The 15,459-nt window shown below is 65.5% G+C and carries 14 protein-coding genes and 1 tRNA gene; 6 read left to right on the top strand and 9 right to left on the bottom strand.

What is annotated here, in order from left to right; translation table 11 throughout:
- Positions 1-607, top strand: a 607-nt coding sequence (locus tag EYZ64_RS10180; protein ID WP_135459929.1) for a CoA transferase, incomplete at its 5' end; no start/stop codon positions are given.
- Here the strand turns inward: EYZ64_RS10180 and EYZ64_RS10175 are convergent.
- A complete protein-coding gene (locus EYZ64_RS10175; protein WP_135453327.1) occupies positions 567-2,060 on the bottom strand; it encodes a PucR family transcriptional regulator in 1,494 nt (497 codons plus the stop codon). The two genes, EYZ64_RS10180 and EYZ64_RS10175, sit on opposite strands and share 41 nt — an antisense overlap.
- Before the next feature lie 237 nt (positions 2,061-2,297).
- On the opposite strand from EYZ64_RS10175, the gene EYZ64_RS10170 reads away from it, so the two are divergent.
- A complete protein-coding gene (locus tag EYZ64_RS10170; protein WP_019348586.1) occupies positions 2,298-2,447 on the top strand; it encodes a hypothetical protein in 150 nt (49 codons plus the stop codon).
- Between the two features lie 71 nt (positions 2,448-2,518).
- Here EYZ64_RS10170 and EYZ64_RS10165 read toward each other — a convergent pair whose 3' ends face one another.
- From EYZ64_RS10165 to EYZ64_RS10155, 3 genes are all read right to left on the bottom strand, one after another.
- Positions 2,519-3,265, bottom strand: a complete 747-nt coding sequence (locus EYZ64_RS10165) for an SDR family oxidoreductase (protein ID WP_135453326.1) — start codon at positions 3,263-3,265, stop codon at positions 2,519-2,521.
- A 58-nt stretch (positions 3,266-3,323) separates the two neighbouring features.
- Positions 3,324-3,617, bottom strand: a complete 294-nt coding sequence (locus EYZ64_RS10160; RefSeq protein WP_135453325.1) for a hypothetical protein — start codon at positions 3,615-3,617, stop codon at positions 3,324-3,326.
- A 215-nt stretch (positions 3,618-3,832) separates the two neighbouring features.
- Positions 3,833-5,278 (bottom strand): DHA2 family efflux MFS transporter permease subunit, encoded by a 1,446-nt coding sequence (locus EYZ64_RS10155; RefSeq protein WP_135453324.1) that lies wholly within the window; start codon positions 5,276-5,278, stop codon positions 3,833-3,835.
- Positions 5,279-5,552: 274 nt separating this feature from the next.
- On the opposite strand from EYZ64_RS10155, the gene EYZ64_RS10150 reads away from it, so the two are divergent.
- Positions 5,553-6,170, top strand: a complete 618-nt coding sequence (locus EYZ64_RS10150; protein ID WP_135453323.1) for a TetR/AcrR family transcriptional regulator — start codon at positions 5,553-5,555, stop codon at positions 6,168-6,170.
- 320 nt (positions 6,171-6,490) lie between these two features.
- Positions 6,491-7,711: a cytochrome P450 gene (locus EYZ64_RS10145; RefSeq protein ID WP_135453322.1), complete on the top strand. Its 1,221-nt coding sequence runs from the start codon at positions 6,491-6,493 to the stop codon at positions 7,709-7,711.
- Between the two features lie 15 nt (positions 7,712-7,726).
- On the opposite strand, the gene EYZ64_RS10140 is transcribed toward EYZ64_RS10145, so the two are convergent.
- From EYZ64_RS10140 to EYZ64_RS10130, 3 genes are all read right to left on the bottom strand, one after another.
- Positions 7,727-8,116 (bottom strand): SMP-30/gluconolactonase/LRE family protein, encoded by a 390-nt coding sequence (locus tag EYZ64_RS10140; protein WP_135453321.1) that lies wholly within the window; start codon positions 8,114-8,116, stop codon positions 7,727-7,729.
- Positions 8,117-8,277: 161 nt separating this feature from the next.
- Positions 8,278-9,093 (bottom strand): enoyl-CoA hydratase/isomerase family protein, encoded by an 816-nt coding sequence (locus tag EYZ64_RS10135; RefSeq protein WP_135453320.1) that lies wholly within the window; start codon positions 9,091-9,093, stop codon positions 8,278-8,280.
- On the bottom strand, positions 9,090-10,112 hold the full coding sequence (locus EYZ64_RS10130) for a TIGR03617 family F420-dependent LLM class oxidoreductase (protein ID WP_135453319.1): 1,023 nt from the start codon (positions 10,110-10,112) through the stop codon (positions 9,090-9,092). Before EYZ64_RS10130 ends, EYZ64_RS10135 begins: the two co-directional genes overlap by 4 nt.
- A 187-nt stretch (positions 10,113-10,299) precedes the next feature.
- On the opposite strand from EYZ64_RS10130, the gene EYZ64_RS10125 reads away from it, so the two are divergent.
- Together EYZ64_RS10125 and EYZ64_RS10120 are read left to right on the top strand one after the other, a co-directional pair.
- The gene (locus EYZ64_RS10125; protein ID WP_135453318.1) at positions 10,300-10,917 is read left to right on the top strand and encodes a TetR/AcrR family transcriptional regulator; all 618 of its coding nucleotides are present in this window, start codon (positions 10,300-10,302) and stop codon (positions 10,915-10,917) included.
- A 155-nt stretch (positions 10,918-11,072) separates the two neighbouring features.
- Positions 11,073-13,199 (top strand): acyl-CoA dehydrogenase family protein, encoded by a 2,127-nt coding sequence (locus tag EYZ64_RS10120; protein ID WP_135453317.1) that lies wholly within the window; start codon positions 11,073-11,075, stop codon positions 13,197-13,199.
- Positions 13,200-13,863: 664 nt separating this feature from the next.
- Here EYZ64_RS10120 and EYZ64_RS10105 read toward each other — a convergent pair.
- A tRNA-Met gene (locus EYZ64_RS10105) sits at positions 13,864-13,937 on the bottom strand.
- Positions 13,938-14,033: 96 nt separating this feature from the next.
- The gene (locus tag EYZ64_RS10100) at positions 14,034-15,428 is read right to left on the bottom strand and encodes an FAD-binding oxidoreductase (RefSeq protein ID WP_135453316.1); all 1,395 of its coding nucleotides are present in this window, start codon (positions 15,426-15,428) and stop codon (positions 14,034-14,036) included.
- Between the last annotated feature and the right edge of the window lie 31 nt (positions 15,429-15,459).

Genomic DNA, 15,459 nt, shown 5'->3' with positions numbered 1-15,459 from the left:
ACTGGCCCACCGCGACCGCACCGGGGCGGGGCAACGCGTCGACACCAACCTGCTGTCAGTGCTGTTGTCCTCCATGGTGAACCAGGCCTCCGGGTATCTCGGCGCCGGTGCGGTGCCGCAGATGATGGGTAACCGGCATCCGAGCATCGCGCCGTACCAGACGTTCGATACCGCCGACCGGCCCATCGCTGTCGCCGTCGGCAACGACAAGCAGTTCCGGGCCTTCGCGATCGCCATCGGTGAGCCGGCACTGGCGGATGATCCCCGATTCGGTACCAACCCACAGCGGGTCGCCCATCGGGATGCCCTGTGCGCCATCATCGAAACCGCGCTGCGCAACCACGGAGCCGACCACTGGTACTCGGTGCTGACCGCCGCGAGTGTGCCCGCCGGGCCGATCAACGACCTGTCGGAGGCCTTCGCCTTCGCCCGCCGGCTCGGGATCGAGGCGACGGTCGCGGTACCTGGAACGGCCACCCCCCAAGTGGCGAACCCGATCACGTTGTCGGCGACACCGGTCACCTACCGTAGCGGGCCGCCTCGGCTCGGCAGCGGTGACGACGATCTCAGCCCGGCCGGCGAGACGCCAGCAGCTGCCACGCCTTGAGCGCCAGCCACAGCTGGGCCCGGGTATCGGCCGATTCCAGGTCGTCACCCAACAATTGACTGATGCGACGCATCCGGTTGCGCATGGTGTGGCGATGGACCGCGAGCTCAGCGGCCGCGGCCTCCATCTGGCCGTTGCGCCCGAGGAAGGCTGCCAAGGTGGGAATCAGCTCGTCACCGCCGGCCAGCGAATCCAATGGTGCGGCCAATACGCGTAGTTCGGCGGCGCTGCGACCCTCGAGCAGCACTCCCATCGGGCTGAGTTCACCGAATTCACAGAACCGCCCGGCGCTGGAATGAGCTGCGATGCGCGCCTGCTCCAGGGCGGTGGGCAGATCTGTCAGGCGGACCGGTCGGCTCATTCCGCCGCCAACCGTGATCCCCGTCTGCTTTTCGAGTTCGTCGACGACGGTGCGGATGCGTCGTCGGCTCCCACCGGCCGGAACCACGATCACAATCGCATCGCCCGTCGGGGCCATCAGAAAAGAGGTCAGCGTGCGGCCCAGTACGTGCTCGGCCGCCAACAACGGCCCCGCCCCGGTGAACGACGCCACGACGACCTCGCCATCGGGATCAAAACCGAAGTAGCGCAACACCGCATCGTCGACAGCACCTGATCCGGTGAGCATCTCGCGGGTTACCGCGATCCGCAGCAGTTGCTCGGCGTCGACCACCCGGGCCGGCTTCTCGATCGCAATCGAGATGAGCGACAACGCATGTGCGACCAGGAGACGGTCGGCATTGGACATCGGTCCGGGCGTGCGCACCGCGAGCCGTCCGCGCACCGGCTGGGCGGCCCGCAGGTTCTGAATCGTGACATAGGCGTCCCCGTCGACGGTGACGTACGCACCGTGCCGGCGAGTTGTGTCGACCTGCTCGCTCAGTACGGCGATCAGGCGCGCCTGCGCGCTGCCCGCGGCAGCCAACACCGTGCCGTCGGGGTCGACCACCACAACCGTGGCCGACAGACACTCCGCCAGCGCGCCGACCACCCCTGGGATCCCGCCCCGCAGCGTGGCCCGGGCCAACACCTCCTGAGCGTCGACCACGCCCTGCACCGAGCGCAGTTCGTCAGCCTTGAGCGCATCGATCACCACCCGTGCGATCGCGATGAACGGCGTCGACGCCGGCACCTCGAGCACCGGAATCCCGAATTCGTCGCCGGCAGCGCGCACGGCAGGTGGCACATCGGCAATCGTGGTGCCGGTGTCGACGGCCAGCGCTGCCGTCCCGGCTGCGGCCAGGCGCGCAACGTAGGCGGATTGCGCAGCGGCGTCGGCACCGATGTTGATGCCCGTCGTCATCACCAGCTCGCCGCCGGCCAGGTACGGGGTCGGATCCGTCAGCTCGATCGCATGCGCCCAGGAGATCTCACGGTCGGCGCCCCGCGCTCCTGCCACCACGACAAGGCCGAGGCTGTCGACCTCAGCCAGGTCCCGCACAGTGAGCGCCACAGAAGCAGTCTTACTCCTTTTCGGCGGTCACCGGCGTCACCTCGATACGCAATTGTGACGACGAGCACTTGTCAGCAGTGAAAATGGTTGAGCTGTAGCGAAACTCACACTCTAAGAATTGGTTTTAATCATCGCTGACCGGGAGCATGGAAGTGTCCTTATCTTCGGGCGATCCCCGATGTGGATGTCGAATAAACGAGTACCCGTGATCCGGGGCACTTTTGAGGAGTGAGAAGTATGTCGTTCGCACAATTCCGTGCAAACCAGAAGCGGGCCAACATGCGGCGCCGCCTCTACGCGCGGATCAACGAACTGCCCAACTCATCGGTTCGCGAGGAGTTGATCGCAGTGGTCCAGCGGTACGAGCTTCAGGATGCACAGCACTGAAACAACGATTCCGTTTTACAGAGCCGGAGGCCCGAAGGCCCCGGCTCTGTTGCTTTCGAAGGGTGGAACCGTCAGCCGCGGCCGAAGTACGGCATGGCCCGGGCCATCACGGTCAACGACGGAACCGACACCTCCAGCGGCAGATCGACGAGATGCGCGACGGCGCGGGCCACGTGCTCGACGTCAAAAGTCGGCTCAGCCGCGAGACTTCCGTCGGCCTGCAAGGTCTGGTGACTGAATCCGGCCGTCATGTCCGTTGCGGCATTGCCGATGTCGATCTGCGTCACACAGATATCGAGATCGCGTAGGTCCAACAACATTGATGCGGTCAACCCACTCATCGCGTGTTTGGTGACGGTGTAGGCCAGGCTGTTGGGGCGAGGCCGGTGCGCGGAGATCGATCCGTTGTTGATGATCCGCCCGCCCCTGGGTAACTGGGCGGCCATGACGCGTGCGGCTTCCCTGGCGCAGAACACGGCGCCGTCGACGTTGGTGCGCCACGTGGAGTGCCACTGCGCATCGTCGATGTCGGCGATCGAAGCCGACGGACCGAACACCCCGGCGTTGTTGAACAGCACATCGACGCGTCCGAGGGCGGAGACCACATCGGCGAACAGCGCCTGCACCGAGGCGGAATCCGTGACGTCTGTCGGGACAACGCGGGCATTGGGGTTCCCGTCGGCAACGACCGCCAGCGGTTCAGGCCGGCGACCCGCGAGCACCACCTGATGGCCGGCGTCCAACAGAACCCGGGCCGTCGCGCGGCCGATGCCGCTGCCCGCGCCCGTGATGATCACGACTTTCCGCACGGGTTCGATTGTGCCCGACCTCGCCTCAGCGCATCCAGGATCGCCGGTTGCGCTGAGGCGAGGGAGTTCAGCGGAGCAGGTAAAGACCTACCGTGCCACCGTCATTCACCGCGTAGACGGCCTCACCGGGGCCGGCGCCGGCCGCATTGGCGGCGGCCACCGCCGACGGTGCATCCGCGTGATTGCCTGTCCAGTTCCAAGACCGGCCACCGGTGCCCGTGTGGTTGTCGAAGATATAGAGGCCGACCGTCCCGCCGTCATTGACCTCGAAGATCGCCTCGCCTGGACCTGCTCCCGATGCGGTGGCCGCGGCCGCCGCCGACGGGGCGTCCCCGTGATTGCCAGTCCATCTCCAGCTCATGTTGAACTCCTGTGCCGAGTGCCGATGCGATGCGCCCCCTGGTCGATGGGCATTTCCACTGTCGGCCGCGGTCGCGGACCACGCACGCGTAGTGCACTACTCGTCTACCGGCGGGCTTGGCAGAAATGCCGCAGTCACGGCAGGTGAGGCCCCCTACAAGAACCCCCGGATTGGGACTGACGTGACCAAAGTGGCCAAAGTTTTTTAGGCGACGCTCAATGCGTCGGCGTACCACCCGCGGGACTCGGGCGCGCCGCGGTGAAGAACGCCGTGGCCACGGCAATCACGCTGATCACTGCCGCGGCCACGAATGCCGCGTGCACGCCGGGCAGATCCGGGGCCCCGCCCGAGTGGGACGCCTTCGTCATGACCGTGACGAACAGGGCCGTACCAGCCGCGCCCCCGACCTGTTGCAGTGTCGTGAGAATGGCGCTGCCATGTGAGTAGAGCCGGTCGGGCAGAACGCTGAGCGCGTCAGTCATCAACGGGGTGAACATCATCGACAACCCGACCATCATGATCGTCTGCAGGACAACCAGTTCCCAGACCGGCGACGCCGCCGACAGCGTGGTGAATCCCCACAGCGCCACGCACAGCATCAACGCCCCAGGCACAACCAGCACCCTGGCGCCGTGACGGTCGTAGGCCCGGCCGACCAGTGGACCCGCCACGCCCATCAGAAGTCCGCCCGGCAGGCTCGTCAATCCGGCGACCAACGCGCTCTGCCCCAGTACGTTCTGCACATACAGCGGCACCATGATGATGGCGCCGAACAGCCCCATGAAGCCGAGAACCACCAGGCTCAGCGACACCGAGAACCGCCGATAGGTGAACGGCCGCAGGTCGAGGAACGCGCGGTCGCGTCGCTGCAGATGTATCTGCCGCGCGCCGAAGAGCACCATCGCCACCGCACCGATCGCCATCGGCACCCACGCCGGTATCGCCTGCCGTCCGTGTGCGGACTCGCCCATCAGCGAGAGCCCGAACACCAGGCCCGCGAACGCGATCGCCGACAGCGGTACCGAGACGGGATCGATCGGCGTCGGGTCCTGCTGTTCATCGTCGACCCGCAGCCAGGCGAGGCCGGCGCTGAGCGCCACCAGTGCGATGGGCAGCACGATCCAGAACATCCACCGCCAGTCGAGCGAGCCGAGGATGAACCCCGACAGCGTGGGACCGATCGCCGGCGCGACGGCGATGACGATCGAGATGGTGCCCATCATCTGCCCGCGCCGATCGGCCGGGATCAACGTCATGACCGTCGTCATCAGCAAGGGCATCATCACGGCGGTACCGCACGCCTGCACGATCCGTCCGGCCAGAAGGACCGCGAACCCCGGCGCCAACGCGGCCACCAACGTGCCGGTGCAGAACAACGTCATCGATGCCAGGTAGATGCTCCGCACCGGGAAGCGCTGCAACAGTGAACCGGACATCGGGATGACCACGGCCATCGTCAGCAGGAACCCACTGGTCAGCCATTGCGCCGTGCTGGCGGAAATGTCCAGATCGACGATCAGGGCCGGCAGTGCGACGCTCATGATCGTCTCGTTGAGGATCATCACGAACGCCGAGCTGACCAACAGCCCGATGATGACGTTGGCGCTCGACTGGACACGCGGTTGTGCCGCGATCTCCCCCGTGCTCGGGCCCGTCGTCATTACCACTCCCCTGTCTCCCCGAGCTTCGTCTGCGCAGCCACCCAGGGTAGGTGGGACACCCGGGGTCAGGGAAACGAGTTTTTGCCGAGCCCATCGACCGTGGTGGCCGACCCCCATCACATCGTTGCCGCACTTCTTGGCAATGAGCGACCTACGAGCCGGCGGAACAGCGCGCCAGAGCAAACGACCACATAGTTTTCCCAAACGCCGGCGATCGACCTGAGCCGCCGTGCGTCGTTGCCGGACGACATGACGCCGCGGGTACGATGCTGCGATGGCCCGGCCTCTGATACCCGTTGACGCCATATACTCTCGCGCGCTGGAACTGCTCGATGCCGAGGGGCCCAAGGCACTGCAGGCCAGGCGTCTCGCTGCCGATTTGAAGATCTCCACGCGCACGCTTTATCAGCAGGTCGGCAATCAGGAACAGCTCACTCGAGCCCTGGTGGCCCGCCACTTCTCTGCGCTGAAGCTGGAGTTCCACGAACGCAAGACGTGGGAGAGCACCGCGCTGCACTGGTGCCTGTCGTTGCACGACACGTTGGCTGCGCATCCCCACCTCACCGAACTCATGGCAATCGGCGACCGTAACGCCATCGAGGGCTACGTGAATGAGCTGTTGAAAGCTGCCTTACGAGAAGGTATTCCACGGCGCTTGGCGATCGAATGCTGCCGCGGTTTGGTGAACGTCACGATCAACCACACCGTCGTGGAGGTGCGCGCGCGCCGCAAACCCGAACACTCGGCGGGAAATGAGGCGGAAATCGCCAACATCGCCAAGAACTTTCCCATGGTCATCCGGTGGATTATCGCCGGCGTGCGCCAGCAGGCTGAGAACGCGCCGTCGCGCGCGAGGACATCGACGCGCGCGAAGGCCGCTGCGCCACGTTGACGCTTTGGGGCACCGACGCGGAGCCACCGCCCCCGACAAATCTGATCCTGACCCCTGAATCAAAAGACAGTGTTACCTTAAGCCGAATGGCCGAGCCAGCCATCCGGCCGGTCTCGGCGACGCCGCGCGTCGATGGGTTTGTGCCGCGTCAACGACCAGACATCTCAGTTCGGCCGAGGAAGAGCGAGGATGACGACCAAGGGTTCCATTCTTTCTGAGCGGCAAGAACATCGGCGGGATCATCGCCACACCGACGCTGATCGCTGAATTACTCGTAGCTCAGCGGCCAACCCATCGACGGATACGGATTCACGACGGAAATGACGCTCCACCTCCCAACCGAAATCAGCACCAGGCCCGACATCGACTTCCTCGACGGGACGTTCTATGCCAACCGGCCAGATGCTCGCGAGGCATACCGCTGGATGCGGGCCAATGAACCGGTATTCCGTGACCGTAACGGTCTGGTCGGGATCGCCGGTCATGCCGCCGTGATCGAGGCCGAACGCCGACCGGAGGTGTTCTCCAATGCGGGCGGTATGCGACCGGATCAGGACCCGAATCCGAACATGGTCAACATGGACGATCCTGGCCATCTCCTGCGCCGCAAGCTGATCAATTCCGGGTTCACCAGAAAGAGAGTCCAGGACAGAGCCGGCGCGATCGACGATCTGTGCGATGCGCTGATCGATGCGGTCTGCGAGCGCGGCGAATGCGATTTCGTCCGCGACCTGGCGGCTCCCCTTCCGATGGCCGTCATCGGAGACATGCTGGGGGTACTACCCGAGGATCGCAGTCAGCTCCTCAAGTGGTCCGACGACATGGTCTCTGGGCTGAGCTCCACCGTCACCGATGACCTTATCCAGACGTTGATGGAGTCGTTCACCGCCTACTGGTCCTTCATTCACGAGATGATGGCCGATCGCCGCGCCCACCCTCAGGACGACGTGGTGAGTGTGTTGGTGCACGCCGAGATCGACGGACAGCGGTTCACCGACGAGGAATTGGCACACGAGATACTCCTCATCCTGATCGGCGGCGACGAGACCACCCGCCACACGCTCTCCGGTGGCACGGAGCAGCTTCTGCGCAACCGCGAGCAATGGGACGAACTCGCCAAGAATCCGACGCTGTACAACGGCGCCGTCGAGGAGATGCTGCGCTGGACATCGCCGGTGAAGAACATGAACAGGACGGTCACCTCAGACGTCGACTTCCACGGGGTCGAACTGAGTGCCGGCCAGAAGTGCCTGCTCCTGTTCGAATCGGCGAATTTCGACGAAGCCGTCTTCGCGGAGCCAGACGTCTTCGACATTCGGCGCACCCCAAACAACCACGTCGCCTTCGGCTTTGGCACTCACTTCTGTCTCGGCAATCAGTTAGCCCGCCTCGAGCTGAGCGCGATGACACGCAGACTCACCGAGCGGCTGCCTGATCTGCGCCTCTCCGATGAAGGCGAGCTGCCGCTACGACCCGCGAATTTCGTCAGTGGCTTCGAGGAGATGCCTGTGGTGTTCACGCCCACTCGGCCGCTCGGTTGAGTGGGCCAGCCGAAATCAGATAGGCACACTCGTCGGATGGTGCGGATCGTCGTCGTCGAATCGCACGTGCAGCAGCGATTGACCGTGGGCGGCAGTGACGTAGAGCTCGTCGAGGCCCGGACCACCGATGCATACATCGGTCGGCAGCGACCCAGGGGGCAGATCGATGCTGGCGCATCGGTTGCCGGCGGCGTCGATGGCGTCATTGTCGAATGTGTGCACCGGCTGCGCCCGTGCCCACGAAGGCGCGGCATAGCTCAGCAACTGGGACGTCAACGTCGAGGTGACGAGCAGCGATCGTTCGTCACCAGTGAAGGCAAGCCCATTGATGAACACAGGATCGTCCTCGACGATCCGCTCAGGTGCGGAACCGTCGACCGCACACGCCCAGACCCACCCAGGCACTCCGAATTCTCCTGCGGCGAAGTCGGGTTCGGTGCGGGTGTCAGTGACCCACCGAGGTGGGGGCGATCCGACCGTCAGGCAACCAGGCCGGGCCCTCGGTGAATCCGAGTTCGGTCGCCAGCACGTCGATGTGCATGGATGTCCCTTTCCCGGGCCACCGGTCAGAGTTCGGGCAGCGGTTGCCAGTCCCGGGATACCGACCGGGTCCACTGCGGAGGACGGCGCTGCAGGAAGGCCTCCACGCCCTCGCGTGCATCGGCGTTGCCCATCACCCGGTGATGCAGTGTCGTTTCCAGGTCAGCGACTTGGCGCGGCGTGTAGCCCTTGGCCATCGTGTCCCAGAGCAGTCGCTTGCTCAGCGCTGCCGACATCGGCGCCACGTTCTCGGCGATGTCGCGGGCCACCGTCATCGCTTCACTGAACACGCTGTCCGCGGGAACCGTCCGACTGGCGATACCCATCGACATCGCCTCCGCGCCATCGAAGGTACGGCCCGTCAGGAGGATGTCGGCAGCCACCGCGCCACCTACCAGGTGGGGCAGCGTCCAATGCGCCATGCAGTCGGGGATGACGCCCCGCCGGACTTGCGCGACAGCATATTTGGCGTTCGCGGCCATGATCCTGATGTCGGCCTGCAGCGCGATGGTCAAGCCGATTCCGATGGCGTGGCCGTTGACCCCCGCGATCACCGGTGTGCGCAGCTCGAATGCGGCGGGATCGGTCGGTGAGGCGCTGAAGTTGCCCTCGGTAGATGGAGCATCGAACGGCTTTGTCTCGGTGGAGAAGTCGGCGCCGGCGCAGAAGGCGTCGCCCGCCCCGGTGAGCACGATCGCGCGGACGTCGTCGTCATCGTCGAACTCCCGGTAGGCGCGGTTGAGCAGCGCACCCATTTCCGTGGTGTAGGCGTTACGCCATTCGGGCCGGTTGAGAGTCAGTAGCGCTACACCATCCGAGACGGTGACGGTGAGGTCGGTCATGCCGTCGCCGGGATGGTGTGCAGCGCGCCGACGAGGTCGGTGAGCGTAGCGGCGTCGGGATCGTAGCCGGGGAAGTAACAGCAGACGTCGGAGGCGTGTGCTCCGAAACGGTGCCCGATCTCAGCGGCACATTGCTCCGGCGTCCCGACCACTCCGAGGCGCGCGACCATGTCGTCGCTGATCAGTGCTCTCATCTCGGCGAACTTACCCACCTTGGACAGCGCATTGAGTTCGGGGTGGATGTCGGCCCACCCCTCGACCTCGAGAACGGGGAGGTACGCCGGAGTCGACGCGTAGAAGGCGATCAACCTGGCGACCGCGTCGGTGGCCGTGCGCAGTTCAGCGTCCGTCCGTCCGACGGCAACGATGACCTGGGCCACGACCTGAAAGTCCTTGGGAGTTCGCTCCGATCGGCGCAAGCCCTCGGCCATCGCGGGCAGGGTGCGCTCGGTGAAGTGTCGGGCACTGTTGAAGGGCATCACCAGCAGTCCGTCAGCGACCTCCGCCGCCTTGCGGGTCATGATCGGGCCGAGCGCACCCATCAGTACCGGCGGCGGCCCGAACGGGTTGGGGCCGGGGTTGAAGTTCGGCGGCATCAGCGTATGGGTGTGGTACTCGCCGCGAAAGTTCAACGGCACCTGCCCTTCCCACGCGGCGAAAATCGCTTTGATCGCGGTCACGGTTTCAGCCATCTTGGCCGCCGGCTTCTCCCACCGGGAGCCGTAGCGCTTCTCGATGTGCACCTTGACCTGAGACCCCAGCCCCAGCCGGAACCGCCCGCCGCTATAGACCTGCAAATCGTAGGCGGCGTGCGCCAAATGCAGCGGGCTGCGTGGCCCCGCAATGGCGACGTTCGTCATCAGCTCCAGCGAGGTTTCGCCCGCGGCGACCACGAGAGGCAGGAAGACGTCGTGCTGACCCTCGAACGTGAATGCGCCGTCGACACCCAATTCCGCGAGTTGGCGGGCATGATCGCGTACCCGCTGCGGTGACCCCTCAACCTGAAAATGAACTTTCATATCAAAACCCTCTGCCGGTCAACGACTTCGTCCACGATCTTCGGCCCTGACTTGTCGCTTGTTGACCCGAGTTGGTACAAAACCACTGTAGTTTTATCCTACTCGTTAGGCGCTTGGCAACCAGCGGGTGACGCCGTATGAGTCCGACTTCCGGTCTCACCTAACCACCCAACTGAACGGAGCGACCATGCCCTCGACACAGGCCTCCAGAGAACAGCTTGCCGACGACGGCGACGGGAGCTCCAGGCATCAGACGCTCCTTAGCGCTGTCGGGTATGCGACGGTAGAACTTTCGCGGGAACACGACCACCGCGAGCTGAGCCGTCAATTGGTCGCCGACCGGGCCGGCTTGTCCTATCGGGAGGTGTGCGCTCAATTCGCATCCATCGAGGCGTTGATCGCCGAAACCTGCCTTGACAGGCTTCGCGAATCGCCGCTGAACGTCGAGTTGGACGAGTCGGCTCGCGAACGCATGGTCGGCCAGTTCCACCAGCTCATCACGCTGCTGGCGCACGAGCCGCGCTACGGCGTTGCCTGCGTGTGGGCGCTGATGTCGGACGCCGAATCGGTGCGGCCGATCAGGACCGAGATCGATGCCGAGATCCGTCGCCACGTGTCGGGTGCGCTGGGGCCGGGAGCCTGGCCCGAACTGGTGTCCGCCCTGCAACTGGCGCTACTCGGCGCGGTCGTGCAGGCGTCGACCAACACCACCTCCCTGACGGTCCTGAGCCAACAACTGGGCGACCTCGTCGAGATGCTGATGCCCGGCGGTGACGCCGACGACAGCCCTGGGCGGTTGGCGTAACCCATCTTGACACTCTTCCAAAAACGTAGTTGTTTTACATCGGAGGCCGTCGCTTGTTCGGCGACTGCCCCGGCCCCCGCGGCAGCCATGGCCGCTGTCATAGCGGTGGCTGGATTCCGGCATCCCGCCGCATTTGCTCACCAAGGGAGATCGACATGACCGTCGCGCGCACCATCGAGCAAGCGGCAGCCCAGGACGCGGTGCGCGCCTTCGCCCGCAGCCACCATGTCATCGACGCCGCACGCGATGAGGACGGACTCAGCTGGCGCCGATTGTGGCCGGCACTGGGTGAGCTCGACCTGTTCGGCGTCGCGCTTCCCGAAAAGCTTGGCGGCGCCGGCGGGACGCTGAGCGATCTGGCCGCCATGCTCGAACAATGTGGCGCCGAACTGATCCCGGGCCCCGTGATCGCCACCGTGGTCGCCGCGCTTGTCTGCGGCACTGACTCCGCGGTGCCACAGTCGATCTGCGCGGACATCGTTGCCGGCAACATGCCGGTCGCGCTCGCCGTCGGAAGCTCTGATGCGGAGATACGTCGGACCGAAGACGGGCGCGAGGTTCTGACTGGAACTTTCCCCGCAGTCGACGGCGCTTCGGTGGACAGCCTGCTGTTGGTGTCAGCCCGCCAAGGTGATCGTCCAGTCTGGGCCTTGGTGGAGGCGGGGAACGCTGGGACGAAGCTGAACGCACTACCCGGCATCGACTTCGCTGCACCGCTGTCTCGAGTGACGTTTCGCGACGTCCCCGCCACCGCGGTGCTGACGCAGCCGCATTCCGAGATCGAGGATCTGTACCTCATCGCCACGGCGGCGATCTGTACCGGGATCGCGCGGCGCTGTGTGCAGATCGCCGCCGATTACGCCAAGACCCGCGAGCAGTTCGGCCAGCCGATCGGGCGGTTCCAAGCAATCAAACACCTCTGCGCCGAAATGCTTTGTCGTGGTGAACAATCGGATGCCCTCGTATGGGATGCCGCCGCTGCGGACAGCACAGATCGTCCTCTGGCCGCCGCCGCGGCAGGGGCTATCTGCCTGGACGCCGCGGTCACCAACGCCAAGAACTGCATTCAGGTTCTCGGCGCCATCGGCTTCACGTGGGAGCACGACGCGCACCTCTACCTGCGAAAAGCACTGGCCCTGCGCCACCACTGCGGCGGCAGCACCCGCTGGCGCAAGCTCACCGCGCAGCGCGCCCGCTCGGACACACCTCGCACGTTGCGTGTCGATCTCGGCGCGGACGAGGCACAACGACCTCGGGTCCGCAAGGACCTCGCGGAGATCGCAGCCCTTCCCGAGGACGAGCGCCAGCGGGCGCTGGCCGACTCGGGCTACCTGGCGCCCCACTGGCCCAACCCGTATGGCAGAAACGCCTCCACCGCGCAGCAACTTCTGATCAGCGAAGAAATGCAGATGGCCCGCATCGAGCGGCCCAACCTGATCATCGGATGGTGGGCTGCGCCGACCATCCTCGAGGCGGGCACCCCGGAGCAGTTGGACCGCTACATCATTCCCACCCTCCGCGGCGACCTCATCTGGTGCCAGTTGTTCAGTGAACCCGGCGCGGGCTCGGACCTGGCGTCGCTGAGCACCCTAGCTACCCGCGAAACCGGCGGTTGGCGACTCAACGGTCAGAAGGTGTGGCCCACGCAGGCACGCGACGCGCACTGGGCCATCTGCCTGGCACGCACCGACCGCACCGCGCCCAAACACCGGGGCATCACGTACTTCCTGCTGGACATGTCGACGCCCGGGATCGACGTCCGCCCTCTGCGGGCCATGACCGGAGAACCGATGCTCAACGAGGTCTTCCTCGACGATGTCTTCGTGCCCGACGACTGCGTCTTGGGTGAGGTCAACGACGGGTGGCGGCTGGCGCGAAGCACCCTGGCCAACGAACGCGTCGAGATGAATACCGGCACCCTCGGCGGTCCCACCCTCGGCCTGCTCGAGCTCACGAAGGACTGCAACGACGACGGGGTACTCGATGAGGTCGGCCAGCTGGTGGCGGAGGCCACGGCCAACAGCCTGCTGGCACATCGCAGCATTCTCGACCGGATGAGCGGCGTTCAACCCGGCGACGAGGCGTCATTGCACAAGCTCGTCGGCGTGCGGCAGCGCCAACGAGTCACCGAGTTGGCGATGACCCTCAAGGGCGCCGACGGCATCTGCACCGGCCCCGAGACCTTCGAGTTCCTCCTGACCCGGTCACTCTCCATCGCCGGGGGCTCCGCACAAGTCTTGCTGTCGCTGGTGGGCGAGCGAATGCTCGGGCTGCCGCGCTGAAGGCCGGGGCGCGGGGATTGCACAAAGCCCGCCAGACCCAGTTTCGATGCAGCGTAACTGCTTTGGAACGAGACGCACACTTCAGTGATTCAGCATTCCGATGAAGATGATTGCGCCCCATGATTCAGCTCGCACCGTGGGGAGGTATGCGAGTTTCAGTTCCAATGGTCCGAATACATTGACCTCAAATAGCTCTCCGACGGCATCGAGCGGCAAGTCTTCCACTGCGCCGGCCCGGCCGGCGCCCCGGCCGACGACGAAGAGGCGCGCAAGCGCATCGTCGACACAGCGCTGCGAATATTGGACAGGCTAGGTGCGGCACAAACAACGGCGTCCGATGTCACCGACACGCTCGGCATCTCCCGCCGCACCGTCTACAACTGCGGTGATGGCATACATCATCGAGCACCTCCCTCGTGAACCACAGTTGGTACTACTGCTGGCGAACGACCGCAGCAACACCTTCAGCCGCGCCATGCTCGCATCTAGCGAGATCGCGCGGTGTCGGGAGTTCCCTCCAGCTCGCCCACATCGAACGGGCGGCTCTCAGTTAGACCGACGATACGACGCACCACGAGACGCATCCGCCTGATGTTCCCCATCGTGTCGACGAGCCATAGAAAATGGCCCCCGGAGGTAATCTCCGAGGGCCATTTCCTCTTAGTAGCGGGGACAGGATTCGAACCTGCGACCTCTGGGTTATGAGCCCAGCGAGCTACCGAGCTGCTCCACCCCGCGTTGCAAATACAAGATTACCGGGGTCTCACGAAGACCTCCAAATCGTCTGCTCAGAGGCGGTTTTTGGCCGAATTCGGTCGATATTCCGGCCCAGGGTCAGGCCATGAAACGCACCACCTGACCACATCGGAACACGCCCGCCGGGTCGTGACGCTCGGCCAGCGCGGCCAGCCAGTGCCGGGTCTCCTCGTCGTAGACCCGCACGGCCCGCCCCGCGTCCTCGGAAGGCGCGAAGTTGGGGAGCTGGCCGCCGCTGGACCATTCCGACAGCGCCACGATCAGCGCGCCGGCCTGCGGCACCACCAGTTCGGCGACCGGAGGCGCCAGGACCCCGATGACGGTCACGGCGAACGCGGCGTCACGATGGCAGAACGCGCTGCGGTGTTGTGCCTCACGTGCCAAAGCCCCACCGAGCATCCGAACTTCGACGATCGTCTGCACCGAGCCCGAATCCGGCCCGGCCGCCCCCAGCAGCACCTCAACCGTCTCCGCGGTCAGTTCGCGCAACAATGTGTGGTGTTCGTAGGTCGGCATCGGATCGACCGGATCGGCATGTACGGCACCGATTGCGGCGTACGGCATCACCGCGACGGTGTCGAGCACCGGGGTGGCGACCGCACGCATCGGCGCCAGGAGTCGTTCAGCCTCGACGAAGTCGCCGAGGGCGGTGTAGCGCACCGCGACGGTGAACCGGCCGGCGAGTGGCTCGGGAATGCCGGGCAGCGGTGGCAGCTGTAGCAGCGCAAGGGAAGTCGAGACGGACTCGGGCAGGTCAGCACACCAGCGGGCCCACTCACGCAGCACCGCCGCGGCATCCGCGCCGTCGAAATACACCGCGCCGCCGTAGAACTCGGAGATCGGCAGCAATTCGATCTCGACGGCGGTGACGATGCCCAACGTCGACTTCCCGCCGCGCAGACCCCAGAACAGTTCGGCGTTCTCCTCCGGGGTCGCGCGCAGCAACTCCCCTGCGCCGGTGACCAACTCGAAGGACCGCACATAGTCCGACGACAACCCGACGGTGCGCACCAACGGCCCGATCCCCGCGCCGGTCAGGAATCCCACGACGCCGACCCCCGGCGAGGAACCACACAGCCCGGCCAAGCCGTGCGGAGCCGCTGCGTCGAGCACCTGCTGCCATGTGGCCCCGGCCGCCACCCGTGCGGTGCGGGCCACCGGATCCACGGTGACGTCGGTCATGCCGGAGGTCACCACCAGGATCGTGTCGGACGCGACCGACAGCGCACCGTGGCCGGTGGCCTGCACGCCCACCCGGTATCCCCGGGCAGCGGCGAAACCCACGGTGTTGGCGATGTCGAAGGCGGAGGTCGCCAACACCACCGCGGCGGGCTCCACGGTGGCCGCCACGTTCCACGGGGTGGCCCGCTCATAGCCGGCCTCCCCCGGCAGCGCGACAGGGGCGGTGACGTGGGCGCGTAGCCCCTCCAGTGCGTCGTCCAGGCCCTCGTGCGCGAGATCGGTCAGGGTCATCGGGATCCTCTCGAAAAATCCGTGCAAATTC

It is taken from the genome of Mycobacterium sp. DL99 (assembly GCF_004762045.1).
GTDB lineage: Bacteria > Actinomycetota > Actinomycetes > Mycobacteriales > Mycobacteriaceae > Mycobacterium.
The sequence above is the reverse complement of the archived record's forward strand: the minus strand, read 5'-3'. Positions and strand labels throughout refer to the sequence as shown.

Excerpts from the sequence above, each read along its gene's own strand:
- EYZ64_RS10130 (WP_135453319.1), bottom strand. The coding sequence starts at position 10,112 with ATGAAAGTTCATTTTCAGGTTGAGGGGTCACCGCAGCGGGTACGCGAT.
- EYZ64_RS10145 (WP_135453322.1), top strand. The coding sequence starts at position 6,491 with ATGACGCTCCACCTCCCAACCGAAATCAGCACCAGGCCCGACATCGAC.
- EYZ64_RS10100 (WP_135453316.1), bottom strand. The coding sequence starts at position 15,428 with ATGACCCTGACCGATCTCGCGCACGAGGGCCTGGACGACGCACTGGAG.
- EYZ64_RS10150 (WP_135453323.1), top strand. The coding sequence starts at position 5,553 with ATGGCCCGGCCTCTGATACCCGTTGACGCCATATACTCTCGCGCGCTG.
- EYZ64_RS10160 (WP_135453325.1), bottom strand. The coding sequence starts at position 3,617 with ATGAGCTGGAGATGGACTGGCAATCACGGGGACGCCCCGTCGGCGGCG.
- EYZ64_RS10155 (WP_135453324.1), bottom strand. The coding sequence starts at position 5,278 with ATGACGACGGGCCCGAGCACGGGGGAGATCGCGGCACAACCGCGTGTC.
- EYZ64_RS10125 (WP_135453318.1), top strand. The coding sequence starts at position 10,300 with ATGCCCTCGACACAGGCCTCCAGAGAACAGCTTGCCGACGACGGCGAC.
- EYZ64_RS10135 (WP_135453320.1), bottom strand. The coding sequence starts at position 9,093 with ATGACCGACCTCACCGTCACCGTCTCGGATGGTGTAGCGCTACTGACT.
- EYZ64_RS10170 (WP_019348586.1), top strand. The coding sequence starts at position 2,298 with ATGTCGTTCGCACAATTCCGTGCAAACCAGAAGCGGGCCAACATGCGG.
- EYZ64_RS10120 (WP_135453317.1), top strand. The coding sequence starts at position 11,073 with ATGACCGTCGCGCGCACCATCGAGCAAGCGGCAGCCCAGGACGCGGTG.